Below are 24983 nucleotides of genomic sequence, written 5' to 3'. Positions count from 1 at the left end.
AGTTGCCAGATAGCTTTTGTACTATTCCGCCTGCGCGCCTTCCTCGGCGATCTGTGCGTGCACCTCGGACATGTCGATGCCCTTCACTGCGGTGACTAGATCTTCGAGCTGGGCCGCATTCAGCACACCAGGCTGAGAGAAAACCAGGACCTTTTCGCGGAATGCCATCACGGTCGGAATCGACGTGACATTGGCAGCGCGGGCCAAACCCTGTTCGGCTTCGGTGTCCACCTTCGAGAACACAACATCAGGGAACTTTTCCGAAGTTTGCTCATAAACCGGCGCGAACTGACGGCAAGGACCGCACCACGCTGCCCAAAAATCAACGAGCACAATGTCATTGTCTTCAATCAGCTGGGCGAATTCTGCTTCGCTCACATTTTTAGTTGCCATGCTTACACGGTAGCCGAATTCGGTCACAAGTACGTAGCTGAGAGACATTTTGCGCAGTGAGGAAACCCGGAATATCGGGATTTTTGCGTATTTTTCCGGGGATGCAAAAAACTCCCAGATCCTAAGATCTGGGAGTCATTTGTGGCAGATACTGGATTCGAACCAGTGAAGGCGTTGCCAGCTGATTTACAGTCAGCCCCCTTTGGCCACTCGGGTAATCTGCCCCGTTTGTTCACGTCGGAACGAGAAATAACTCTACAGGAGTTTCGGGGAGTTGTGAAATCGGGAGGCGCATTTTTGATGTAAGCCTGATCACAGCCCAAATTCGCGCTGCTAAACCGGTAGGCTATGAAGCGAATTGGACCCGTAGAACACCAAGGAGAAATCACATGGCTAGCGATTCCACTTTTGATGTCGTCAGCAAGGTAGACAGCCAAGAAGTCGCCAACGCACTGCACCAGGCCCAGAAAGAAATCGTGCAGCGATACGACTTCAAGGGCGTCGGTGCCGAGATCGACTACAGCGGCGAGAAGATCCTAATGAAGGCCAACGCCGAGGAGCGCGTCAAGGCTGTGCTGGACATCTTCCAGTCCAAGCTGGTCAAGCGCAACATCTCGCTGAAGTCCTTGGACGCCGGCGAGCCCTATGCCTCGGGCAAGGAATACCGCATCGAGGCCTCCATCGTCGAGGGCATCGCCCAGGACGTTGCCAAGAAGATCAATAAGCTCATTCGCGACGAAGCGCCGAAGGGCGTCAAGTCCACCATTCAGGGTGATGAGCTGCGTGTTTCCTCCAAGTCCCGCGACGACCTGCAGGAGACCATGACGCTGCTGCGCGGCTTCGAGGAAGCCGACCTCCAGTTCGTGAACTTCCGCTAGGAACCAGCCCGAGTGCCAATGACAAAGCCGTTGCCAACTGTTCGTTGGCAACGGCTTTGTCATTGCATGGTGAATTTTCTGTCGAAGTGCTAGTGGCCGCGGGCCATCGCTTCCAACCGGGCGACTCGGTCGTCCATGGCGGGGTGAGTCGAGAACATTTGCTTCAGGCGCGAGCCGAAGGGGTTCGCGATCATCAGATGCGAGCTGTTCACCAGCTTCTGGTCTTGCGCGGCCAGCGGGGCGGCGCTGATCCCGGATTCAAGCCGGCGCAAGGCGCTGGCCAGCGCCAGCGGATCGCCAGTGAGTTTGGCGCCGTCTTCGTCCGCATCGAACTCGCGGGTTCGGCTCACAGCCATCTGGATGAGCGAGGCGGCCAGCGGTGCCAGCAAGGACATCGCGATCAGTGCAATCGGATTGACGTTGCGGTTGTCCCGTCCGCCGAAGAACAGCATGAATTGGGCGACGGAGGTGATCACGCCGGCCACGGCCGCCGCCACCGACGAGGTGAGGATGTCGCGGTTGTACACATGCATCAGTTCGTGGCCCAGCACTCCGCGCAGCTCGCGCTCGTCGAGCAGCTGCAAGATCCCCTCGGTGCAGCACACCGCGGCGTTCTGCGGGTTGCGCCCGGTCGCGAAGGCATTGGGCGAGGTAGTCGGGGACACGTAGAGCCTAGGCATCGGCTGCTGGGCATTAATCGACAGCTCGCGAACGATGCGGTACATGGCTGGCTGATCCGCCTCGGTGACGGGGTAGGCATGCATCGAGCGCAGGGCGATCTTGTCGCTGTTCCAGTAGCCATAGGCGGTGGTGCCCACGCCGATCAGGGCAAAGATCCAGATGAATGAGCCGTTTCCGCTGCCGAAGGAAATCAGCGATCCGAGCGCCAGCAGGAGGGCAAACATTCCACCGAGCAAAAGCGCGGTTTTGAAGCCATTGTTGTGTTGATGCACCTTGGGTCCACTCCCCATGTTCGAAATCCCATTGCGGTTCTCTCTAGTGTATTTGAACGAGCAAGTCGGCGTGTTTGTTCCCCGCCGGAGTCCTCTCCCCTGGTGCGAGCTGGATCACGGTGCGCCCCGCCGGTGTGATTTAATCCCCGCCTGAGCCGCGGCGTGACTACCATCACCTTGTGCGGCCGTACCCGGCCCTTGGGCATACGATCGACTGACAATGCTCTGATCCACGGCGCCGCCTGCGGCCCGTGGTGGCTCGGTGGAAGTGGAAACGATTAACTGATGAGTTCCGGAAGCACTAAACCAGTTCGCTCCGAACATTCCCTTGGCCTGATCCAAGGCACGACCGCATATTTGGTCTGGGGGCTGCTCCCCCTGTACTTCCTTTTGCTGCCGGAAATCTCCGCCTTCGAATTCGTCGCCGTGCGCATCGTCTTCTCGCTGGTTTTCTGCGCCCTGCTGCTATTCGTGACCAAGCAGATTCGCTTGTTCCTCAGCATGTTCAGAAATCGCCAGACGGTGAGCCGTCTGGCACTCGCCAGCGTGCTGATCGCGGTGAACTGGACGCTCTATGCCGTGGCGGTACTCACCGGCCATGTCCTTGAGGCGTCGCTGGGCTATTTCATCAATCCCATCGTCGCCATCGTGCTCGGCGTGCTTGTCCTGAAGGAAAGACTGAGCCGGCTGCAATGGGCCGCCTTGGCCGTGGCCACGATTGCGGTGCTGGTTCTGACCTTCGGCCTCGGCCGAGTCCCATGGATCTCACTGGGCTTGGCGTTTTCCTTCGGCTTCTACGGACTGGTCAAGAGCCAGGTAGGGAAAAGCGGCACCGCCCTTGGGGCGCTGACCATGGAAACTCTGATCCTGGCGCCCCTGGCCGGCGTCTTCCTGCTCTGGACGTCGAGCCAAGGCTCCTCGGTCTTCACCGGGGTCGAACTGCCGATGCTGGCCCTGTTGGCCGCCAGTGGCATCATCACGGCCGTGCCCCTGCTGCTTTTCGGCGGGGCCGCACGCCGCCTGCCGCTGAGCACCCTGGGCTCCTTGCAGTTCCTGGCTCCGATCATGCAGTTCATCCTCGGCCTGCTGGTTTTCGGCGAATCGATGCCGGTGGAGCGCTGGATCGGGTTCGGGCTGGTCTGGACGGCGGTTGTGCTGATCATTCTCGACATGGTTCGCACGCCGCGGACCGGGCGCGACCCAGAACCAAAACAGGTTAGTTAACGCACAAGTGGCCTGGTTTATTGGAACCAGGCCACTTGAGTTTGAGCGAGTTACGCGTGCTTGCGAATCGCTGCCTCCAGGACATCAAAGGCTTCGCTCAGCAGCGCGTCTCCGATGACCAGCGGAGGCAACAGGCGCACCACATTGCCGTAGGTGCCGCAGGTGAGGATTAGCACACCTTGGGCCAGGCACTCGGCGGCGACCTTCTTGGTCAGTTCCGCGTCTGGTTCCTTGCCGCCGGCCTTGACCAGTTCGAGGGCAACCATCGCGCCGCGGCCGCGGACGTCGCCCAGCGCCGGAACATCCTTTTGCAGGGCTTCGAAGCGGGCGAAGAACTGCTTTTCGATCTCGCGGGCACGCCCGGCCAGATCCTGCTCTTCCATGAACTTGATGCTCTCCAGCGCCGCGGCTACGGCAACCGGGTTGCCGCCGTAGGTTCCGCCGAGTCCGCCGCCGTGCACCGAATCGAGCAATTCTGCGCGCCCGATGAGTCCCGACAAGGGCATGCCGCCGGCAATGCCCTTGGCCACGGTCACCAGATCGGGTTCGATCCCTTCGATTTGGGAAGCAAACCACGCGCCCGCGCGGGCAAATCCGGCCTGGACTTCATCGGCAACGAAGACGATGCCGTTTTCCTTGGCCCACTCGACCAGGCGCGGCAAGAAGCCGGTGGCCGGGACAATGAAGCCGCCCTCGCCCTGGATTGGTTCGATGATGATCGCGGCGATCTGGTCGCCGCCGATCTGCTTCTCCATGGCCAGGATCGCGCGCTCGGCTGCTTCCTTGCCGGAGATGTTAGGGTTCTCTTCCCGGTAGGGGTAGCTCATTGGCATCCGGTAGATCTCCGGTGCCAGCGGACCGAAGCCGCGCTTGTATGGTGCCGCCTTGGCGGTCAGGCCCATGGTGAGGTTGGTGCGGCCGTGGTAGGCGTGGTCGAAGGCGACTACCGCCTGGCGGCCGGTAGCCACGCGAGCGACCTTGATCGCGTTTTCTACCGCTTCGGCCCCGGAGTTGAAGAATACCGCGCGCTTCTCGAAGTTGCCCGGAGTGATCGCCGCAAGCTTCTCGGCCAGCTCGATGTAGTTCTCATAAGGGGCCACCATGAAGCAGGTGTGGGTGAACCGAGCCGCCTGCTCGGCGACGGCCTTGGCCACCGCAGGGTTGGAAGCGCCTACGGAGGTGACCGCGATGCCGGAGCCGAGATCAATGAGCTGGTTGCCGTCTACGTCGACGATGATTCCGCCATCGACATCGGCAGCGTAGACCGGCAGGCTGGAGGCCACGCCGGCGGCGACCGCCTTGGCACGGCGGGCGCTCAATGCTTGGGACTTTGGTCCTGGGAAGGCACCAATAATCTGGCGTTTCTGCTCAATGCGGTAAGTAACGTCCACCGTGTTTCCTTTCGAAAAATATTGCCGGTCCTTGATGCCGGAATGACTCTATCTAGAAGAATATGGCCGTGCGGCATATTGCTCTACCCGTACCAGCACAATAATGAACCATATTCACAGTGCACTTGCACAGAGAAAAAGCCTCCTCCCTTCCGGACACATATCCGAAAAGGAGGAGGCTTAGTTCTTTAGGCAGTGACCTAGTGGTTATTCGTTGCCAGTGGTGGCCGGCTCGACATCGTCATCGTGCTTTTCCGGATTGCGCGAGAGATTCACTAGGCTGATCGCCAGGCCGCCCCAAATGGTCAACATGGCGATGATCATGAAGGTGATTGCAATGCCGCTCATGGCTAGTACTCCTTTCCGACTGGATCGGGCAATTCTTCTGCCTCGACTTTTTTCTGATGTTCCGCAAATTCGGGATCATTCAGTTTCGATTTCTTGCTCCATGGAACGAGCGAGAGCAGCACGGCACCGACGATCAGTGCGCCTGCCATGCCCCAGCCGAAGATGCCGTTGAACCAGACCGGGTAGCCGGAATACGGCTCGGAAATCTTGGTCTGGATCTCGTTGATCAGCATGTAGCCAAGCGCCGCCGGGCCGACACCACCGACGAGAACCATCCACGCGGTGCCCAGCTTGATGGAGCTGTGGCGGTTCAGGTGCTTGGCCAGACGCGGCAGCATGCCCAGGCCAGCGCCGAAGACAATGATCAGCACCAAGGCACAGGCGAGAATGCCGAACTGGTTCACGAATGCGTCCATGGTATCCAGCAGGTACAGCCCGGTCGTGGTCGGGAACAGAATCATCGAGATCAGCGCCACCGGAAGGGTCACCACCAAGGTGGCGGCCTTGCGGTTCCAGCCCAGCTTGTCTTGGAACGCCGCCACGATGACTTCAAGGATCGAGATCAACGAGGTAATCCCCGCAAAGACCAGCGAACCGAAGAACAGCACGCCGATGACCGAGCCGAATGGCGCGGCGGAGACGATGGTTGGGAAGGCGATGAAGGCCAAGCCGATACCGCTGGCGGCCACATCGGAAACCGCAGAGTTCGCGTTGTAGGCCATGAAGCCCAGCGCCGCGAAAACACCAATGCCGGCAAGCAGTTCGAAGCTGGAGTTGGCGAAGGCCACCACGTAGCCCGAACCGGTCAGGTCGCTCTTGCGCCTCATGTACGAGGAGTAGGTGACCATGATGCCGAAGGCGATAGACAGGGAGAAGAAGATGTGGCCGAAGGCCGCAGCCCACACCCCTGGGTTCGACAGCGCTTCGAAGTTCGGAGTGAAGAAGGCGTTCAGGCCATCGACTGCTCCGGGCAGGAAGACCGACTGGACGACAAGGATCAAGAACATCACGATGAGCAGCGGCATAATGAAGCCGTTGGCACGTGAAATGCCCTTGTTGACACCGGCAACCATAATGATGATGGCTACCAGCCAGACGCCGAGCATTGGCCCGAAGACCCCGCCCACGATATCCATTGAGACACCGGCTTCCGGCGCGACCTGGAGGAAGCCCTCCATGAAGAAGGTCGCGGCGTCATCGCCCCAGGCCTTCGTCAGGGAGAACCAGCAGTACATGGCTGCCCACGCGATGATGGCCGCGTAGTAGATGGCGATAATGAAGCAGATCAATACCTGCCACCAGCCAAGCACCTCGGCCTTGCGGCTCGCGCGGCGGTATGCCAGCGGGGCCGACCCCCGGTAGCGGTGGCCGATCGAATAGTCCAGGAATAGCAGTGGAATACCGGCGCAGAGAATTGCGACGAGGTAGGGAATCAGGAACGCGCCGCCACCGTTCTCGTAGGCGACATAGGGGAAACGCCAGATGTTTCCCAGACCAACGGCTGAACCAATCGCCGAGAGAATAAAAAGCTTGCGCGACGAGAACGTCTCGCGCTTGCCTTCAGCGAGTGGAGCGCCCTTTTTCAAAGATGGAGTGCTCATGGCACTAAACTAGCGCAAATGGTTCACATTATGGGCAATTCTCCAAGAAAATTGTCCATAATCTGAACAACTGGGTTTTTCGGGAACTTTTGCGCGGCACCATAGAATTGCCGTATGGCAATCACACTACGCGCCCTATTGGCCCTTGACGAGCTGGATCTTCGTCCGCTCAACGATCATTCGGCAGCCAATGACACCGCAATCACCTGGGGCGCGGTCACCGAACTTCTCAATCCGGCAGACTTCCTCACCGGCCGGGAAATCGTGCTCACCACGGGGGTCCGGCAGAAGACGACGGCCAGCCAACGAGAATTCGTCAAGACCCTCGCGCAGAATGACGTCGTGGCCTTGGGCTTCGGCACCGGCTTGGGCCACAAAAATGTCCCAGCCTCAATCCTGCAGACAGCAAATGAGGTCGGCCTCCCGGTCTTCGAGGTTCCCTATCAGATTCCCTTTGCCGCAATCACTCGCATCATCGCCGAGGCGCTGAACGCGGACCACCTGCAGCGGCTCGAACGCCTGCTGCGCTCGCACCAGCGGCTGACCCGCGCATTGCTGTCCTCCGATCTGGACACCATGCTCGATGAACTCGCCCGGATATTGAAGACCGACGTGGCGTTGACTCTTTATGGCGAAAGCATCAGCGGCAACTACGACGAGCAACGCGATTGGAATAGCCTGCCGGTGGCCACCGGCATCCGCGACAAATGCATTCTGCACCTAGCGCAGCCGTACGCGCCAGATCCTCTGATCGAATACGCGCAGTCGCTGATCGGACTTGAGGTTGCCAACAACGCCCGGCTGCTCGCCTCGGAACGCCAAGCCAACGGCCAGGTGCTAGCGGACCTGGCCGCCGGCACGCTGGCCGGGGATGATGCGACGGTCAGAATCGGCGCGCTGGGGCTCAATCCGAAGCGCGAGCATGCGGTGATCTTGATTCAGGCCGCGACGCACCCCGAACGCTTGCCGGCGCTGCCCTTGCCGGCCGAACTGAGCTCACAGGTTTCCGTAATCGTCGAGGACCGCCTGGCGATTATCGTGGCACACAACCAGCTGCAGCATTCGATTCGACGACTTGATGCCTACCTGAATGACGCGGGTATCACCGCACGGGTGGGATATGGCGGGCGCTACCCGAATACCTCGGGCATCCGGTGGAGCTATTTTGAAGCTCTCGAAGCCTTGCGCCATGGTGACCGCGTCAACGTGCCCAATAAGTTGTCGCTGACCTCGCTGTTGCTCGCCGCCCGAGATGTTCCCTTGCAGGACCTGGCCGAGGAAGCCTTGGGACCGATTCGCAAATTTGATGCAACTCACGATTCCGACCTTGAACGGACGCTGCGCGAATACCTCAATCGCGACGGCTCGGTAGGCGCCGTCGCGGAATCACTGGGCTTGCACCGCAATACCGTGCGCTATCGCATGCAGCAGATCTCTGAACTCACCGGGTACGACCCGAACGTCACCAGCGATCGCGTGCAGCTGTGGATCGCGTTGAGCGCACTTGAACTGGGCTAATTCTCGATAGGATAAAGACATGGCTGACATGTTTCTTGAAAAGTTCCGTTCCCTCGTCCCCAAGTACCTTGAGGACCAGTGGAATGAAGCTGACGGATTGACCGCCGAAGAATTGGCCGAGGGGCTGGCCCAATCGGGGGTTTCCATTCCTTTCGTGCTCGAAGAGTTCTACCTCGCGGTCGGCAATAACGAGGACTTCACCGAGGCCTACCATTTCTTCTTCGACCCCGAAGAGCTGGAAATCGACGGGGATTACCTGTTGTTCCTCGAAGACGAAGAAGAGAAATACGTGTGGGGCTTTAAAGCCTCCCAGCTCGACGTGCCGGATCCGATCGTATACCGCCGCAATAATGCCAAGGGAACCTGGGTCAGCGAAGAAGGAACCTTCAGCGAATTCACCTTGGACCTGTTCAGCTGGGTCTTCGAAGAACTAGCCGCCGAACTGGATGACTAGTGCTGCATAGTTCCCATGAACCAGCAGGATATCGCTGCCCTTTTTGCGAGCTTGTCAACGAGCAGCCATTTAGCGAAGGCAACCTCTGCGCGCCGAGCGATCTGATTTATCAGACCGAATTGGTTGCCGCGATCATGGCCTGCGACGGATTCGGGAACTACGGCGGTCATGTGATGATCATTCCCACCGCGCATTTGGAAGCGCTCTACGACCTGGACGAGCGAACCGGCGCTGCCATCATGCGGGAGACCAAGCGCGTCGCCCTGGCGATGAAATTGGCGTGGAATCCGGAAGGAACCAGCACCCGCCAGCACAACGAGCCTGCGGGCAATCAGCATGTCTGGCACTATCACCAGCATGTGTTCCCGCGCTATGCAGACGACGAGCTGTACCGCCAGCTGCGCCACCGCGTCCCGGTCGACGAACGGGCGCAGAAGGCCAGGGAGCTGCGCGCGGCGCTATGCTCGCCCGAGCACCCAAACCGACTTCAGCAGGCGGAAATCATTCGCTGAGTGAGGATTGCGTTTCACCCCTTCACCAAGCGCCCTGCACCGGCTACGGTTATGGGAACAAACCGGCTACGCTCTTTGGTGATGGTGATGGTGCAACGCAGTAAAGACACGCATAAACCCACGATCCTGGCCGTTCTCGCGGTCTTCGTTTCCTGCGCCGTGCTCTGGAGCATGACTCAAGCGACACCCAGCGCGGCACAGAACTGGCTAATCATAGCGTGGATTATTCTGGCTTCCGCGGCGACCGCAGGCATGCTCAATACTCCGAAGGTTTCTCGGCTTGCGTGCTTGGTGATCACTCTTGGGTCGTTGGCTGTGGCGCTGTCCGCTAAGCTCTCGGGGATTAGCGAACCGCTGCTGCTCACCCCGTTCTTCGGTCTCGCATTTTGCTTCTTCCTGCAATTGCTCGCCGCGAAAAAACCGGCAGCGCCCTAGCAGATTAAAACAAAGCGCTGCTTGCGATCCCGATTGAGATCGCAAGCAGCGCTTTGGTGCGTAGAACTAGGCCTCGCGGGTCACGACCGCATCGGCGAAGGAAATCAGCGCCTGCTTGATGGTTCCCTCGGGCAGTGGCGCAAGTACGGCAATGGCGTCGTCCGCCCAGCGGCGGGCGACTTTCCATGCTTCGGTGGTGGCCGGGTGCGCGGCGACCGCCGCGACGGCGACCGCCAGCGCCTCATCGGTGCTCAAGTCCGCCTCGACCAGTGCTACGGCCGCCTGCGCCGCTTCGTCGCCGTGCTCGGCTGCTTGGCGCAGCAGCAAGATTGGCAGCGTCGGCACGCCTTCGCGCAAGTCCGTGCCGGGAGTCTTGCCCGATTCGGCTTCCTTGGACGCAATATCAATCACGTCGTCGGCAACCTGGAAGGCGACACCAACCTTTTCACCGTACTCGCGCAGCACATCGATAAATTGCGGGCAGCCGCCGAAGTTGGCGCCATAGGCCCCGGAGGTTGCCAGCAGGGAAGCGGTCTTGTCGCTGATCACCTGAATGTGATGGGCAATCGCGTCTTCGCTTTCGCGCGGGCCGATTGACTCGTGCAGCTGGCCGAGGCACAGCCTCTCGAAGGTGCGCGCCTGCCAATTCACCGCCTCGGTACCGAGCTCGGCGCCAAAGACCGACGCACGGGCGAAGATCAGGTCTCCGGCCAGGATGGCGACAGAATTTCCCCAGACCTCATGGGCGGTCGGTGCACCGCGACGCATGGGAGCTGAGTCCATCACGTCATCGTGGTACAGCGTAGCCAGGTGGGTTAACTCAACGATAGCGGCGGCCTTGATGACCTCGTCGTTGATGCCCTCGCCGAGCAGCGCCGTGAGCAGCACCAGCAGGGGGCGCACACGTTTGCCGCCGGCCTCCACAAGGTGGCGGCTGGTGGCATCTATCAGCGGGTCGGAGTTGGCGATCGCGTCGCGCAGCAGCTTCTCAACCTTGGCCATGCCGGTGGAGATGGCGGGACCATACTCCGGGTCCTCGGCGATCAGCGCGAAGCCCGAGGGAAGATTGAGGGCCGCAGCGAGTACCGCGGTTTCAGGATTCAGCTCAATCGAGTCGGACACGTCGTGCCCGGCTGCGGTCCAGTTGCTCTTGGAATCAGTCACTGTTTTACGGCTTACTTATCTTTCATCGGGTTGGTCATCGCAGAGTGCGAAGACTCCATGCATGCCAAATGCACGCAAACTTCACTCTAGCCGATGCTTACCAGTCAACGTCTTCGGGCGCTCCGCAACCACCGTCAATGACAGTCGAAGTACCCGAACTGTATTCGCCCCCGAGTTTACCGGTTGGCGCGGGCCCGGAGGAACAGACCCGGCGCATCTCACATGGGTGAGCAGCAACACCTCCACGCGACCGTCCAGCCTGTTGCGCGGTAGGCTTAGCCTTATCATGTCTGCCGATTCGACCGCTCTCGCCGCCAGCGCGCATCAATCAACGACACCGGCCCTGACCAGTGTCACCTTCGATTTCAAAGATGCCGCGCAGTCATTAATTTCCGATTCCCTCCGCCACCACGCCATGGTTTGGACGCGCAACGGAAATGGCCTCGTTGGATTCGGCGTCGCCGCCCAGATCCACACGCAGGGCGAAGAGCGTTTCGCACAGGCCCGGGGATGGTTTGCCCAAATCATCAAGCTGGCGCAGATCACCGACCCGATTGCCCGTCCCGGCAGCGGCCTGGTCGCCTTCGGTTCGTTCGCTTTCTCCTTCACCAGCACCTTCGCCTCACGGCTGGTCATCCCTGAGGTGGTCCTGGGCAAGGACGGGGAGCAGGCATGGATCACGATCACCGGACCGGCGAAGAAGCTCGAAGGGATGAAATTTGCCGACGCCCTGCGATTGGCCGAGGAAAAGCTCGCGAGTTCGGCAATTCCCGCCCAGGATCCGGGGGAAATCGAGCTCACCACCGGCCAGCTCACCGCGGGATCCTATCTGGAAGCCGTGACGGCGGCGCTGGGACAGTTCGAAGAGCGCGGCATTTCCAAACTGGTGCTGGCGCGCGACATCCTGGCTCGGAGCACCAAGCCGATCGACCTGGCCTCGGTGCTGCGCATCTTGACCGAACAATATGAGAATTGCTGGACCTACGCCGTTGATGGATTGGTTGGCGCGACTCCGGAGATGCTGGTGCGCGTCACCAACGGACTTGCCGAGGCTCGCGTGCTGGCCGGTACCCTGGACCGGGCCACCGAAGGCGCCAATGCGCCGGGCTACGCGCAGGAAAAACTCTTCGAGGATCCCAAGCAGCGCCACGAACACCAGTTGGCTATCGACTCGCTGACCGAATCCTTGAACCCGATTTCCCATGGCATGCAGTCGCCCGAGGAACCGTTTATCCTCGCGCTTCCCAATGTCTGGCATCTGGCAAGCGACGTCCGCGCCGAATTGCGCGCCGACGCCGAGGGCCAGCTCCCCTCGGCACTGGATGTTGCGCAGATTTTCCACCCGACCGCCGCCGTATGCGGCACCCCGACGAAGCCTGCCGGAGTATTGCTGCGCGAATTGGAAGGCATGGACCGCGGCCCCTATGCCGGACCGGTGGGCTGGGTGGACAGCCGCGGGGATGGCGAATTTGGCATCGCACTGCGCGGAGGAATGCTCGAAGCCGAGAATCTCATGCGGCTCTACGCAGGATGCGGCATTGTGCCCGGCTCCGAACCGGTAGCCGAGCTGGCCGAGTCCTGGGCCAAGATGCGTCCGATGCGCCAGGCCCTGCGCGCGGAATAGAACCCAGCGGCCGATGAGCCGAATCTGAGCATAAGCAAAGCTGATGCTTTGCGCGTCATGTGTGATGGAAGTCTCGGTCTAGTGCGTCCGTGGTTATGATTGTTCCTACGCAATGATCCACTCGCATTACCGAAAGTAGGTTCTGATCCTATGCGTCCTCTCAAGAAACGCTTCGTTTCAACTCTCGCCGTTTCCTCGGTGGCCCTCTTGGCCCTCACCGCCTGCGGTTCGGGGACTTCCGATGAGTCCGAAGACAGTGGATTCCCGGTCAACGCCGGCAAGCTCACCTTTTGCTCAGATATCCCCTACGAGCCTTTCGAATTTGTCCAGGACGGAAAGAATGTCGGCTTCGACATGGACATCGCCGCCGAAATCGCCAAGGATGCCGAGCTCGATCTGAATGTCATCGATGCCAGCTTCGACTCGATCGAGTCGGGCCTGTTCAGCGTGCAGTGCGATATCGCGATCTCCTCGGTCTCCATCACCGAGGAACGTGCAGCCAAGATGGATTTCTCCACCCCTTACATGGACGATGATCTGGTGCTGATTGCGGCCGAAGGTTCGGGAGTCACCGATCTGGAGTCCGCGAAGGGCAAGAAGGTCGGCGTGCAGCAGGCGACCACCGGCGAGAAGTACGCCAAGGAGCAGGGGCTGAACAACACCATCGGCTACGAAGATGCCGGCCTGCAGACCCAGGCGCTTCTTGCTGGCCAGGTCGACGCATTGCTGGGCAACCAGTCGGTGCTTGGCTACACCATCAAGGACAAGCCAGGCTTCAAGGTGGTCGCTGACTTCAAGACCGGTGAGCAGCTAGGTATTGCGGTACCAAAGGAACAAGCCGAAACCCTCGAGCTGGTCAATGGCACCCTGAAGCGTCTGACCGATGCCGGCACCATGGAAGAACTGACCGTGAAGTGGTTCGGCGAGAAGTAATTCTGCATCGCTGAACGAATGAACACCAGGCGGAGTCGAGGCGAGACTCAAAAAGTCCTCGCCTCGGCTCCCCTTACCTTTACGAGAGGTTTGCAAGCATGGCAATGACTACAAGTCAGCGTGCCCGCATGAGCAAGACCATCCAGATCGTGATCTTCGTGATCGCGGTCATCGCGATTCTGTTTGCCGTGGACTGGGAGAAGGCACGCTATGCGTTCTTCTCCTTCGAAAAATTGGGACCGATGTTCCCAGACATGATCCTGATTGGCTTGCGAAACACCGTGTTCTACACGGTGATTTCCTTCGCCTTCGGCCTGGTCCTGGGTTTGCTGCTGGCACTGATGAAGATGGCCTCGTTCGCACCGTACCGGTGGTTCGCAACCGCATTCATCGAGTTCTTCCGCGGCATTCCCGCCATCCTGGTGCTCCTGGCCTTCGGCTTCGGTTTGCCTCAGGCCTTTGGAACCAACTGGCCACAACCGGTGAACATCATGTTCGCCTTGGGTCTGGTCTCCTCCGCCTACATCGCGGAGACCCTGCGTGCAGGTTTGCAGGCTGTGCCCAAGGGCCAGACCGAGGCCGCCCGTTCGCTGGGCATGCCCGCCTGGCGCGCAATGGTCACCATCGTGATCCCGCAGGCATTCAAGATCGTGCTCCCTCCGATGACCAACGAAATCATCTTGCTGACCAAGGACACCTCGCTGGCCTTCATCCTCGGGGCCGCCTTCACCCAGTACGAGATGACCAAATTCGGTCGTGACGGCATCTCATCACTGGATGCAGGTATCACCCCGCTGGTCGTTGCCGGTCTGTTCTACCTGGTGATCACCATTCCGCTGAGCCTGATTGCTCGCAAGTTCGAATCCCGCTCGGCGCGGACCAAGCGATAGTTAGGAACAGAGAATGACGACTCCAAATAATGAGCTATCGGTCAAAGCTTCAGGCGTGAGCATCGTCGGGCTGCGCAAGGCCTACGGTTCCAATGAAGTGCTCAAGGGAATAGACCTCGAGGTCAAACCGGGCGAAGTGGTCTGCTTGATCGGCCCTTCGGGTTCCGGCAAGTCCACCTTGCTGCGCTGCGTGAATCTGCTCGAACAGCCCAACGGCGGAACCATCCACGTGGCGGGCTTTGAGACCACCGATTCGGAGGTCAATCTGGATAAGATGCGCCAGAACGTGGGCATGGTCTTCCAGCAGTTCAACCTCTTCCCGCACCTGACGGTGCTGGAGAACTGCACGGTGGCCCAGCTCAAGGTGCTTAAGCGAAACAAGAAGGACGCCAGCAAGATCGCCCTGAGCAATCTGGAACGGGTAGGCCTGGGAGATTTCGGCGAACGCTACCCGGATCAGCTCTCCGGTGGGCAGCAGCAGCGCGTGGCGATCGCCCGCGCGCTCTCGATGGAACCAACGCTGATGCTCTTCGACGAGCCAACCAGTGCCTTGGACCCCGAGACGGTGGGCGAAGTTCTTTCGATTATGAAGAACCTCGCCAAGTCCGGCATGACGATGCTGGTGGTCACCCACGAGATGAGCTTCGCCAAGGAAGTTGCCGACCGTGTGGTGTTCATGGACGGAGGCATCGTGGTCGAAGAAGGCAAGGCCGTGGATGTGATCGGCAATCCGCAGCAGCCGCGCACGCAGGACTTCCTGCGCCGGGTTCTGGACCCAACACACGTAGACCTCTAGGCGGCATGGTCCGCAAAAAGCAGGGCATGGAGTCGGCGATCGCTGATTCCATGCCCTGCTTTTTTGGGATTACGCGGGCCAGCGAAGTTCGGCTATGCGCGAGGCGAGTTCCAGGCTATCGGCCCGCAGCCCCGCTCTGCTCGCAGCGATTTCGATCAGCCGCAGCTTGCATGCCTTGGGGGTCCGCAGCGCCTCGCGCAGCTCGGTCCGCGTCGCCACCAGTTGGTATTGCCATCCATAAGCCGCCGCCAGCGCCTTCAGCCGGGCATTTTGCGGCGTGGCGAAGAGCCGCTCGACCGTCTGCGCGTAGCGTCCTGACTGCTCTACCTGCCCGTGTTCCAGCGTGGAGAAGATCGCGCCTCCCCCGTCGTTATAGACCACCACGTCGAGGTCCGGCTCCGCTTCCCCCGGGGTCCACGCCAGGGAACTGGCGTCATGCAGGAAGGTGATATCTCCCATGACGCTCAGCGTCGGTTCACCGGTGGCCACCGCCAGGCCCAGCGCGGTCGAGATCGTTCCGTCGATCCCGGCAAGCCCACGGTTGGCGAATACCCTAGCCCCGGCCGCGGCGGCGGGAATTGCGGCTAGGTCGAAGTCGCGGACGATATTCGAGGATCCCAAAAGCAGCGGGCCGCAATGCGTCCGCCAAATTTCCTCGGCAACCACCGGGCCGGTGAGCAGCGCTTCGTCCGCCAGGCCCTGCCGTACGGCGAGCGCCTGGGCATCGAGGTCCCGCCAAGCCGCCATCCACCCTTCCGGCGCGCTCCCGGCGAATTCGACCAGTTTCTCCGGTTCGCTGATCACCATTTCGCGGCGGCGTCCGGGTTCATACCAGGCCACCGGTCCCGGCTGCCAGATCGCGGTGGACACCGCTCGGTTCGCCAATAACTTCCCCACCGGGCGGCTGAGCGTAGGACGGCCGAAGAGCACCACGCGGTCAATCTGCCCCGCCCCCACGGCAAGCAATGGCCGGTAGTGGCCGATGGCCTGGGTGGAATGGCGTGCGTTGGAGGATGGTTCGGCGAACAGCGGCAGGCCGAGCGCCTCGGCGAAGATCTGGGCTTCGGCGCCGGCTCCATGGCCGGCGACCACGACGGTACGGCGGGTAGCCAGGCCCTCGGGTTTGGCCCAGGGTGCCGGCGCTGTGGCCGTGTGCCACCGCCCCGGGCTCAGTTCGGTCCAGGCCTGCTTCTCGACGCGGTCTGCGTCTGCGGGCGTCAGCGGGTCGCGGAATTGCAGGTTCAGCTGCACCGGGCCACCAGGCTGCCGGGTTGAACCTGCCAGGGCCGCAAGTGCTTGGGCGAGCGCTGGTGCCGGGTCGGCACCCGCGGCGACGTTCAACGCCGCACGCACGTGGGAGCCGAATAAGGTCTTCTGGTCGGTGCTTTGGCTTGCGCCGGTCCCCAGTAGTTCATCGGGGCGGTCGGCGGAGAGCACCAGCAGCGGCGTTGCCGTGTGGTTGGCCTCCATGATGGCCGGCAGCAGCTGCCCGATCGCGGTTCCGGAGGTGGCGGCCAGCGCGACGGGAATCTTTGATCCGTGGCTCAGCCCCAGCGCCAGGAAGCCTGCAGAACGCTCGTCGATGCGTACGTGCAACCGCAAATGTCCGGCGGCTTCCGCCTCGGCTGCGGCGTAGGCCAGGGGTGCGCTGCGTGAGCCCGGGGAAAGCACCAGGTCGCGCAGCCCGGCGCGAATCAGTGCGGCCAAAATCTGACGCGCCGTGTCAATTGCCGGTTGTCCTTCATCCTGCCGCGCGCTCACGCCGTGTTCCACCCCTGAAGTATCGCCTGAAAGCATCGGTTCAAGTCTATGCCCAGTTATGGCAAGACCCCGGTGCAGGCGCTCAGTGCTGCACTGAGTCGCCCTCACCGGGGTCTAGGGTCGGCTAAGACTGAAGACTAGTCTTTGTTATTGCCGTTCCCATTACCGTTTCCGTTGTTGCCATTTCCATTGTTTCCATTACCGTTGCCCTGCTTGAAAACCTGGACCACGGATGGGCGCGGGCCGTAGAACTGGCCCTTCCCGACCGAATCTGCGGAATTGATGAAGTCTGGAAAGAGTGAGGTCGGCTGCGCGAAGCTGCCGCCCTCGCCCGGGTGCTGGACGGAGACGAAGACCGAGTTGTCCTTGTCGTGCACTACCGGGCCGCAGGTCTCCGCACCGGTTGGCACTGCCAGGAACTGCTCGACCCGTCCGCGATCCTTGCCGTGCAGGCTGACCTTGTGCAAGGCGTCAGACAGGCCGATGACCCCTGGTGCGCCATCGGTGGAGATCCACAGGTTGCCGGCCGAGTCGAAGGCGAGGTTGTCCGGGCAAGAAATCGGCGAGACCTTATCGGTCGGGTACCCGGAGAAGTAGGTCGAGGAGTTGACCCGTGGGTCGCCGGCAACGAGCAGGATGTTCCAGGTGAAGCGGGTGCTGGTTGCGTCGTTCCCGGCTTCGGTCATTTCCAGCACGTGGCCGTCGCGGTTCGCGATACGCGGGTTCTGCTCGGTAGCGCCTTCCTTGCCGGCCTTGCCGCGGTCGGTGTTATTGGTCAGGGCCACGTACACCTTGCCCGATACCGGGCTCGGCTCGACATCCTCTGGACGGTCCATCTTCGTGGCGCCGACCTTGTCCGCGGCCAAGCGGGTGTAAACCAAGACCTCGTCAAGGCTCATGCCTTCGACCATCGACTCGCCGTTGCGCACCAGTGGCAGCCACTGGCCGGTGCCGTCGAATGCGTCATCCGTTGGGACCTGGCCGCTGCCGTCGAATTCGGAAACCGGGGAGTTTCCGGAGAACTTGGCCACGTACAGGTCACCCTCGTTGAGCAGGGTCATATTGTGCTGGCGATCGTTCTTGCGGTAGGTGTCCTTCGAAACGAACTTGTAGATGTATTCGAAACGCGAGTCATCGCCCGAGTAGGCCACGGCCTTGCCGTTCTTCGCCACGCGCACGGTAGCGCCCTCGTGCTTGAAACGGCCCAGGCTGGTGTGCTTGACGGGGGTGGAGTTCGGGTTCTGCGGGTCGATCTCAACGATCCAGCCGAAACGGTTTGCCTCATTTTCGTAGCCCGCATTGTTCAGGCCGAAGCGTGGATCGGTGTGCTCCCAGCCGCGGCCCGACGCGCTGGTGCCGATGCCGTAGCGGGATTCCTCGGCAGTTCCGCGGCCCTGGAAGTACTGGTCGAAGTTCTCTTCGCCGGAGAGCACGGTGCCCCACGGGGTGGTTCCGCCGGCGCAGTTGTTCAGCGTGCCGAGCACCAGCTTGCCGGTTGGGTCCGCGACGGTCTTCAGCAGCTCGCTGCCGGCGGCAGGACCGGTTACGGCGAATGGGGTATTTGCGGTGATGCGGCGGTTGCGTTCCCCGCCGACCACGTAGGTCCAACGCTTGTCGTTCTTCTTGCGCTTGATCTCCACGACGCTCAGACCGTGGGAGCTCATCGCGATGCGGCGGGCTTCGTCGGTGTTCTCGGCAAACCACTGGGCATCGAACATCATGTCTTCGTTGGAGTACTCGTGGTTGGCCACCAACACGCCGGTGCGTCCGGAATACTTGTCGGCGATGATGTCCAGGTAGTCGCAGTTATAGCCGAACTGCAGGTCCTGGGCCTTCGCGGACTGCTTCATGGCGTCGAATTCCGGGCTCGACTTGAATAGCGGATCGCCCCACCGGATGATCGCGTGCCAGTCGTAGCCTTCGGGGACGCTCATATTGTCCACGGAACGCGAAACCGGATCGATGGCTTCGAATTTCAGGTGGCCGCCTTTGCCGAGGCCGGTCTCCACCAGCGGTGCGGCCACGGCGCCCGGGGCTCCCAGCAGCTGCGGGCCGATCACCAGCGCCGAGGCGCCGACTGCGCCTAAGCCGAGCACGTTGCGGCGCGAGAGGGCCTGGTCGGCGATGTCCTTGAAGTAGCTATTACCCGAGGTGTTGCACTCTGGCTTAACGCAAGCGTCGCCACATTTGAAGTGGCAGGTAGCTGCGGAACGTCCGCCGCGGGTGTGGCCCAGCATCGGCAACAGGGTTCGGATGGGATTCATAACTACGGCACTTCCTCATTCTTTGGCTCAAGTTCAGGGGAACGAACTAGTTGAGCTTTTCATCAAGAGGTGAGCTGTTGCCGTCGCGCAGGTTAACTGCGCGTAAACACCTGTCAGGAACGGTTTTCTGGTTGCTCCAGATACGCGTAGCAGTCACGGAGGCGTTGTTCCCACCAAATTCTGCGTGGCGCGGCGACCCGCAGCTTGAGCAATTTCTCGGCTTCCGGCTCCACTGATCGAACCGGGAGCTGACCGGCGGTGGCCAGCAACGGCGTCGAGGTCACGTCCTCGGCGAATAGCGAGCCGGTGGACAGCCCGCAGGCATAGGGAAGCTCCGGCAGAGCCGCAGCCAGGGCGGCGGCCTGCGCCAACCCCACGGAGGTGTCCAGGGCGCTGGAGACCACCACGTCCAGCCCTGATTTGGCGGCGATTTCCAGCACCGCCTTGATGCCTCCCAGGGGCTGGGCCTTGATCACCATCAGGTCCGCTGCACCCAGGCGGGCGACTTCGAGCGGATCGGTATGTTTGCGCACGGCCTCATCGGCGGCGATTTTCAGCTCTACTCCGCGGGCACGCAACCGTTCGCGGACCTGGGCCAGCCCGGTAATTCCGGGAACCGGCTGCTCGGCGTACTGCAGGTCGTATTCGGCAAGTGCCAGGAGCGCGGTGACGGCTTCCTCGATCCCCCAGCCGGTATTCGCATCGACGCGCAAGGCAGCCTCCGGGAAGAGCCGCCGGGTCGTGGCGACCCGGGCAATGTCATCTTGCAGGCTCTGGCCTCTCTCGGCGACCTTGATCTTGATGGTGTGCGGCGCATCGTAGTTCGCCAGAACACGGCTCACTTGGTTCGCAGCCACCGCCGGAAGCGTCGCATTGACCGGGATGCTGGAGCGCAGGGCCGGCGGGAAGGGCTGATAGGCGGACTCGATGGCCGCGGCAAGCCAGCGCGAGGCCTCTGGCGGACCGTATTCGAGGAAGGCGGAGAACTCTCCCCACCCGGCCGGACCCTGAATCAGCAGGGCTTCACGCTCGGTCACCCCGCGAAATTTCACCCGCATCGGTAACCGCACCACGTGCGCATTCGCTATCAGTTCTTCCACCGGAGGCAGGGCAAAATCCATAAGCCTAGACTATCGATAGTGTCTAGGCTTACAGGCATCGGCGATAGGGCTGGCCCGCCGAAATGTGAGATTCTAGAGTCATGAGTCCGCGGTCTTTCCTCAGTACCCCTCGCCACCTTCGCTGGTGGTGGGCCTTGGTGCTGCTCGCCGGACTATTTGCCGTCGAATATTTGTTCTTCGTTCAGCTGCGCGTAGGGCAATGGGCCGATCAGGCCGCCTTCGTGGGCTGGACCCAGTGGTGGCCGCGCACGGAAATACTTGACCCGGCGCGCGAATTCTTGAATCTCCTGCCGTGGATCTGTGCCGGAATTTCAGGGATTTTCTTGCTCTACCGAGTGATTCGGGATCGTAGTTTCCTGCGTGCGGCCCTTGCCGTCGCGGCGGTGGCCGCGGCGTTGCTGAGCACCCAGGTACTCAAACATCTGCTTCTGGAACGGCCCGACTTCAATTTCGGCACGGCTGGTAATTCTTTCCCTTCCGGACACACCACGGCAGCCGCCGCAGCCATGGGGCTGATGTATCTCATTTCGCCGCCCAAGCTTCGCCCGGTGGTGCAGCCTATCGCCTGGATCTTCGCGACGGCCACGGGACTCGCTACGCTGATCTGCGGATGGCACAGGCCCAGCGATATCGCCGGAGGATTCCTCATCGTGGCGTTCTGGCTGGTGCTGGCCAGCGCCATCCTGCAGCGCATCCAACCGCTGGCACCGGTCGTTTCAAAATCGGCGTGGTCCCGTAGGACCGGGATAAGCTGCCTGGTGATCTGGTTGCTGGTTCTGGCTGCCGCAGTCTTGCTACCGCACCCGCACATCCAACGCATCCCCGAAGCGCTGCTGATCGCCTATGCGATCCTGGGATTGGTGCATGTGACTGCGGTTTCGCTCATCGCCGGACTGTGCCTGCGCTCGGTAATCCTGGGTCCGACACGCCAGCTGCAAAGCTAGAAGGATACGCCTCGCCGAGGCACGGTCTATTTGACCTCGTTGGCCGGGACCTAATGACCGCCGGTCAGGCTTGCTGCAATTTTGCCTGCAAGATCCCGGCCGCACGTTGCGACTCGGGTACGGTGACCGCGAAGCGTTTGCCGTTGTGCAGTTCGAGGGCCAGTCCCTCGCTCTTGCCAAGCACCACGGCGGAACCTCCGGGGAAGAACCGCCAGCCCCAGCCGCCCCACAGCATCGGTGAAATTTCTTCGCTGTGCACATCCTTGATCTGGTCCAGGGCAAGGGTGCGCAACGGGAACCCGAAGATGGCCGAGGACACCCGGAGTTTATCGCCGTGGATTCGCACGCGCACCAGACAGATTCCGAGAACCAATGGGGTCAGCAGCAGCACAAAGATCGGTCCAGCGACCAGCAGAATGAGGCTTTCGGAACCGTCATCGCCCTTCATCACGGTCAGCATGAGGATACCCATCACCAGCGGGAATAGTCCCAGCAGCCAGAAACCCCACGGGGCGCTGGCTTTCTGGTTGAATTCCTCGGTGGCCTTCTGGGCCACGACCTGTACCGGTTCATCCAGCTTGCGCCCCTGAGCTTGGGCTACGCGACGGCGGCGCTGTTCTTGGCGTTCGCGCCCGAATTGCTGGTACACCCCGGCAATCCAGACCGGCAGCAGGCCGATGAGCGAAGCGAGCACACCAACAAAGGTCATCCCACCGCTCACCGCCTGGGTGGGATCCCCGGCTAGTGCCGTAGGCACGGCGCAGGCTACGAACAGTCCGGCGCTGGTCCACGCTGCCATGGCGCCGAGGAACAGCAACGCAATATGCAGCATCGGCTTGTTGGCCAACGCCAGGGAGAGCAAACCGAGCAGTCCGCCGCCGATGGCGAGGCTCAAGCACACCGCCACAAAAACACGGGTGTCGGTGAAGCCGTCGGGGTATGAACTTCCGGACCAGTGGGTGGCGGTGATCGCGGGCAGGCTGTCACCCAGGACCAGTCTCGTTCCCAGCACCACCAGGAGCGGCAGCACCAGCAGGAGCGTGACCAGCGAACGGTGCTTGACCTCAAAGCGTGATGTTGAAATGATCGCATCCTATTCACTGGGGTTGGTGCTCGGCTGGTGCATGTCGATTTTTGATACCCTGAATGCCTCGCCGAAGTATTTAAATCATTCTAGTAAACGCTTCATGGCTTGCAAATACTTGGTGTGATTGCCAATCATTGTGCTGCTTGGCCGGCAAATAGCTATCGCCCGGCACGGGGCCGGGCGATAGCTATTGATTGATCTTCTTCCCTACAGCGCTGTCAGGGCCGCCTTCGGATCGGTCATGGCATCTGCCACGAAGCGCAGGAACCCTGCGGCCGTTCCGCCGTCGCACACCCGGTGGTCGAAGCTCAACGTCATCTCGCAGATCGAGCGAACCTTGATCTTGCCGTTGACTACCCACGGTTTTTCGACGACCCGGCCGATGCCCATAATTGCCGCTTCTGGGTAATTGATGATCGCGGCCGAGCCATCCACGTTGAACACACCGTAGTTGTTGATCGTGAATGTGCTGCCGGACAGATCACTGACCTGCGCCTTGCCCTCACGGGCCAGGGCCGCGAGACGGGCGAACTCTGCCGAGAGCTCGACGGCGTTGAGCTTATCTGCACCACGCACGTTCGGCACCACCAAGCCGCGATCGGTTTGCGCGGCGAAACCAAGATTCACCCCGTCGAACACGGTATGGCGCAACGAGCCATCGGCTTCGGTGTCGATGCGGCTGTTCATCGCCGGGAAGCGAGCAAGCCCGGCGACGGCGAAGCGTGAGATCAACGCGAGCATGCTTGGCGCACTGCCCTGCGCTTCCTTGAGCTTGCCGCGAAGCTTCAACAGCTTGGTGACATCCACGTCCACCCACACAGTAGCTTCGGGAATCTCTCGGCGCGAGGTGGCCATCGCGTTGGCGATGGTCCGGCGCACGCCGGTAAGCACCTGCGAGCTGGCCACCGGCAAGCCGGTGCGCGCATCGGCCTCCGCGGAGGCCGGCTGCGCTGCCGAGCCCTGGGCAGGCTTGGCCTGCTCCTGCTTGGCCGGAGCTGGAGAATCGGCAGCAGCTGCGCCCTGGCCAATGAGCGACTGCACATCGCTGCGCAGAATCAGCCCGTCGGCTCCGGTGCCGCGCACCTGGTTGATATCCACGGAGTTCTCGCGGGCGAGCTTGCGCACCAGCGGATTGATAACCCGGGTGGCCACCGAGGTCGTTTCGCTGGAAGCCGCTGCCGTGGTGATGCCGTTGCGCGGGCGACGGCGGCGGCTGGCGCCGGTCTTGGCGGCACCGGTTCCGTAGCCGATCAGCACGTTGCCGCTGCCTTCGTCTTCTTCCGCTGGCGCTTGCGTTCCGGCAAGCTCCTCCTCGAGGTAGCTCTGCGCACCGGCGGCTGGATCGTCGTCCGGGGCTGCTTCCGCTCCCCCGGTATTCACCGAGAAGAATGGCTCATCAACCAGCATCATCTGGCCGGCCTCGCCATGCAAGGTGGAAACTACGCCCTCGAAAGGCGAGGGGATCTCCACCAATGATTTGGCGGTTTCCACCTCTGCGATGGGCTGGTCCACGGCCACCGAGTCGCCGGCGGCAACCATCCAGCGAACAAGTTCCGCCTCGGTCAGCCCCTCGCCCAAGTCGGGCAGGAGAAAAGTCTTGACGCTCATTTATGCCTCCCACTGAAGTTGATCTACCGCATCGAGGATGCGCTCGGCACTTGGCAGATTGTATTTCTCCAAGGTTGGTGCCGGATAAGGAATGTCGAAACCGGTCACCCGCAATACCGGGGCGGCCAAGGAGTGGAAGCAGCGTTCCTGGACGCGGGCCACGATTTCGCTGGCTACGGAGACGAAGCCCTGGGCTTCGGCCACCACGATCGCGCGTCCGGTTTTGCGCACCGAGGCGCAGACGGTCTCATCGTCGAAGGGCACGATGGTGCGGATGTCGATGACTTCGAGGCTGATGCCCTCCTCGGCGGCGAGTTTTGCCGCTTCCATGGCGGTGGACACGCTCGGCCCGTAGGTGATCAGCGTGGCGTCGGAGCCGGCTCGGGCGATCCGCGCACTGCCTTCGGTGCGTGCCGCACGCTTGGCTTCGTACTCGGCGGCCAGCTTCGTGAGGTCCACCTGCTCCTTGGACCAGTAGAGCTTCTTGGGTTCGAAGAACACGACCGGATCCGGCGAGTCGATCGCCTCGCGCAGCATCAGGTACGCGTCCTTGACGGTGGCCGGGGTGAAGACCTTGAGTCCCGGGGTGTGCGCGTAGTATGCCTCGGAGGAATCGCAGTGGTGCTCCACGCCGCCCACGCCGCCGGCGTACGGGATGCGGATGACCATCGGCAGCTCCACCTTCCCGCGGGTGCGGTTGTGCATCTTGGCCACATGCGAGGCGATCTGCTCGAAGGCCGGGTAGGCGAAGGCGTCGAACTGCATTTCGATCACCGGGCGCATCTCGTTGATGGCCATGCCGATGGCCATGCCCACGATGCCGGACTCGGCCAGCGGGGTGTCGAAGCAGCGGTCGGTGCCGAAGCGTTCGGTCAACCCGTCGGTGATGCGGAAGACCCCGCCCAGGGTTCCCACATCCTCGCCGAAGATGACCACGGAGTCGTTGGCCACCAGCGCGTCGGCGAGCGCGGTGTTCAGCGCCTTGCCGAAGGTGACCGGCTGGTTTTCGTTCGCTGCCTGGGCGGCTGCGCGTGCGGTTGCATCGCTGACGTTCGGGTTCACCCGTGATGTCGTGGCGGTCATG

Annotated in this window: 23 protein-coding genes and 1 tRNA gene; 11 read left to right on the top strand and 13 right to left on the bottom strand. The window is 61.5% G+C overall.

What is annotated here, in order from left to right; genetic code table 11:
- Positions 1 to 21: 21 nt before the first annotated feature.
- A complete protein-coding gene (locus ACT3TP_RS06150) occupies positions 22 to 393 on the bottom strand; it encodes a thioredoxin family protein (protein ID WP_096283570.1) in 372 nt (123 codons plus the stop codon).
- 142 nt (positions 394 to 535) lie between these two features.
- A tRNA-Tyr gene (locus ACT3TP_RS06145) sits at positions 536 to 617 on the bottom strand.
- A gap of 165 nt (positions 618 to 782) precedes the next feature.
- Between ACT3TP_RS06145 and ACT3TP_RS06140 the strand changes: the two genes are divergently transcribed.
- Positions 783 to 1271 carry a YajQ family cyclic di-GMP-binding protein gene (locus ACT3TP_RS06140; RefSeq protein WP_096283514.1) on the top strand — a complete coding sequence of 163 codons (489 nt, stop codon included), beginning with the start codon at positions 783 to 785 and terminating at the stop codon, positions 1269 to 1271.
- 89 nt (positions 1272 to 1360) lie between these two features.
- Here the strand turns inward: ACT3TP_RS06140 and htpX are convergent, their stop codons facing one another.
- Positions 1361 to 2224 (bottom strand): zinc metalloprotease HtpX, encoded by an 864-nt coding sequence (htpX, locus tag ACT3TP_RS06135; protein ID WP_096283568.1) that lies wholly within the window; start codon positions 2222 to 2224, stop codon positions 1361 to 1363.
- Between the two features lie 285 nt (positions 2225 to 2509).
- Between htpX and rarD the strand changes: the two genes are divergently transcribed.
- Positions 2510 to 3448, top strand: a complete 939-nt coding sequence (rarD, locus tag ACT3TP_RS06130) for an EamA family transporter RarD (RefSeq protein ID WP_444619883.1) — start codon at positions 2510 to 2512, stop codon at positions 3446 to 3448.
- Between the two features lie 50 nt (positions 3449 to 3498).
- On the opposite strand, the gene gabT is transcribed toward rarD, so the two are convergent.
- The 3 genes from gabT to ACT3TP_RS06115 all read right to left on the bottom strand — a co-directional run bounded on the left by gabT (position 3499) and on the right by ACT3TP_RS06115 (position 6788).
- The gene (gene gabT / locus ACT3TP_RS06125) at positions 3499 to 4839 is read right to left on the bottom strand and encodes a 4-aminobutyrate--2-oxoglutarate transaminase (protein ID WP_444619881.1); all 1341 of its coding nucleotides are present in this window, start codon (positions 4837 to 4839) and stop codon (positions 3499 to 3501) included.
- A gap of 207 nt (positions 4840 to 5046) precedes the next feature.
- On the bottom strand, positions 5047 to 5187 hold the full coding sequence (locus ACT3TP_RS06120) for a methionine/alanine import family NSS transporter small subunit (protein WP_096283508.1): 141 nt from the start codon (positions 5185 to 5187) through the stop codon (positions 5047 to 5049).
- A gap of 2 nt (positions 5188 to 5189) precedes the next feature.
- A complete protein-coding gene (locus ACT3TP_RS06115) occupies positions 5190 to 6788 on the bottom strand; it encodes a sodium-dependent transporter (protein WP_096283506.1) in 1599 nt (532 codons plus the stop codon).
- Positions 6789 to 6902: 114 nt separating this feature from the next.
- Here ACT3TP_RS06115 and ACT3TP_RS06110 point away from each other — a divergent pair, with 114 nt between their 5' ends.
- The 4 genes from ACT3TP_RS06110 to ACT3TP_RS06095 all read left to right on the top strand — a co-directional run bounded on the left by ACT3TP_RS06110 (position 6903) and on the right by ACT3TP_RS06095 (position 9707).
- On the top strand, positions 6903 to 8306 hold the full coding sequence (locus tag ACT3TP_RS06110) for a PucR family transcriptional regulator (RefSeq protein ID WP_096283504.1): 1404 nt from the start codon (positions 6903 to 6905) through the stop codon (positions 8304 to 8306).
- A 19-nt stretch (positions 8307 to 8325) separates the two neighbouring features.
- Entirely contained in the window at positions 8326 to 8760 is a 435-nt protein-coding gene (locus ACT3TP_RS06105; RefSeq protein WP_096283502.1) for a hypothetical protein, read from the top strand.
- On the top strand, positions 8760 to 9272 hold the full coding sequence (locus ACT3TP_RS06100; protein WP_444619879.1) for an HIT family protein: 513 nt from the start codon (positions 8760 to 8762) through the stop codon (positions 9270 to 9272). Before ACT3TP_RS06105 ends, ACT3TP_RS06100 begins: the two co-directional genes overlap by 1 nt.
- 87 nt (positions 9273 to 9359) lie before the next feature.
- The gene (locus ACT3TP_RS06095; protein WP_444619877.1) at positions 9360 to 9707 is read left to right on the top strand and encodes a hypothetical protein; all 348 of its coding nucleotides are present in this window, start codon (positions 9360 to 9362) and stop codon (positions 9705 to 9707) included.
- Between the two features lie 66 nt (positions 9708 to 9773).
- On the opposite strand, the gene ACT3TP_RS06090 is transcribed toward ACT3TP_RS06095, so the two are convergent.
- On the bottom strand, positions 9774 to 10871 hold the full coding sequence (locus tag ACT3TP_RS06090) for a polyprenyl synthetase family protein (protein WP_096283496.1): 1098 nt from the start codon (positions 10869 to 10871) through the stop codon (positions 9774 to 9776).
- 286 nt (positions 10872 to 11157) lie between these two features.
- On the opposite strand from ACT3TP_RS06090, the gene ACT3TP_RS06085 reads away from it, so the two are divergent.
- The 4 genes from ACT3TP_RS06085 (at position 11158) to ACT3TP_RS06070 (ending at position 15114) form a co-directional block, all read left to right on the top strand.
- Positions 11158 to 12495 (top strand): isochorismate synthase, encoded by a 1338-nt coding sequence (locus ACT3TP_RS06085; protein WP_096283494.1) that lies wholly within the window; start codon positions 11158 to 11160, stop codon positions 12493 to 12495.
- 150 nt (positions 12496 to 12645) lie between these two features.
- Positions 12646 to 13428, top strand: a complete 783-nt coding sequence (locus ACT3TP_RS06080) for an ABC transporter substrate-binding protein (RefSeq protein WP_096283492.1) — start codon at positions 12646 to 12648, stop codon at positions 13426 to 13428.
- 98 nt (positions 13429 to 13526) lie between these two features.
- On the top strand, positions 13527 to 14318 hold the full coding sequence (locus tag ACT3TP_RS06075) for an amino acid ABC transporter permease (protein WP_096283490.1): 792 nt from the start codon (positions 13527 to 13529) through the stop codon (positions 14316 to 14318).
- Between the two features lie 13 nt (positions 14319 to 14331).
- Positions 14332 to 15114, top strand: coding sequence for an amino acid ABC transporter ATP-binding protein (locus ACT3TP_RS06070; RefSeq protein WP_096283487.1), 783 nt, complete (start codon positions 14332 to 14334; stop codon positions 15112 to 15114).
- Between the two features lie 69 nt (positions 15115 to 15183).
- Here ACT3TP_RS06070 and menD read toward each other — a convergent pair whose 3' ends face one another.
- The 3 genes from menD to ACT3TP_RS06055 form a co-directional block, all read right to left on the bottom strand.
- Positions 15184 to 16875 (bottom strand): 2-succinyl-5-enolpyruvyl-6-hydroxy-3-cyclohexene-1-carboxylic-acid synthase, encoded by a 1692-nt coding sequence (menD, locus tag ACT3TP_RS06065; RefSeq protein ID WP_444619875.1) that lies wholly within the window; start codon positions 16873 to 16875, stop codon positions 15184 to 15186.
- A 137-nt stretch (positions 16876 to 17012) separates the two neighbouring features.
- Positions 17013 to 19139, bottom strand: a complete 2127-nt coding sequence (locus ACT3TP_RS06060) for a PhoX family protein (RefSeq protein ID WP_444619873.1) — start codon at positions 19137 to 19139, stop codon at positions 17013 to 17015.
- Between the two features lie 113 nt (positions 19140 to 19252).
- Entirely contained in the window at positions 19253 to 20260 is a 1008-nt protein-coding gene (locus ACT3TP_RS06055) for an o-succinylbenzoate synthase (protein WP_444619871.1), read from the bottom strand.
- 80 nt (positions 20261 to 20340) lie between these two features.
- Between ACT3TP_RS06055 and ACT3TP_RS06050 the strand changes: the two genes are divergently transcribed.
- Positions 20341 to 21204 (top strand): phosphatase PAP2 family protein, encoded by an 864-nt coding sequence (locus ACT3TP_RS06050; RefSeq protein WP_096283479.1) that lies wholly within the window; start codon positions 20341 to 20343, stop codon positions 21202 to 21204.
- Between the two features lie 64 nt (positions 21205 to 21268).
- Here the strand turns inward: ACT3TP_RS06050 and ACT3TP_RS06045 are convergent, their stop codons facing one another.
- From ACT3TP_RS06045 to ACT3TP_RS06035, 3 genes are all read right to left on the bottom strand, one after another.
- Positions 21269 to 22234 carry a hypothetical protein gene (locus ACT3TP_RS06045; protein ID WP_444619869.1) on the bottom strand — a complete coding sequence of 322 codons (966 nt, stop codon included), beginning with the start codon at positions 22232 to 22234 and terminating at the stop codon, positions 21269 to 21271.
- Between the two features lie 264 nt (positions 22235 to 22498).
- On the bottom strand, positions 22499 to 23899 hold the full coding sequence (locus ACT3TP_RS06040; RefSeq protein ID WP_444619867.1) for a dihydrolipoamide acetyltransferase family protein: 1401 nt from the start codon (positions 23897 to 23899) through the stop codon (positions 22499 to 22501).
- Positions 23900 to 24982 carry an alpha-ketoacid dehydrogenase subunit beta gene (locus ACT3TP_RS06035; protein WP_096283472.1) on the bottom strand — a complete coding sequence of 361 codons (1083 nt, stop codon included), beginning with the start codon at positions 24980 to 24982 and terminating at the stop codon, positions 23900 to 23902.
- Between the last annotated feature and the right edge of the window lies 1 nt (position 24983).

It is taken from the genome of Glutamicibacter sp. AOP38-B1-38 (assembly GCF_052377485.1).
In the GTDB taxonomy this organism is placed as follows: domain Bacteria; phylum Actinomycetota; class Actinomycetes; order Actinomycetales; family Micrococcaceae; genus Glutamicibacter.
The sequence above is the reverse complement of the archived record's forward strand: the minus strand, read 5'-3'. Positions and strand labels throughout refer to the sequence as shown.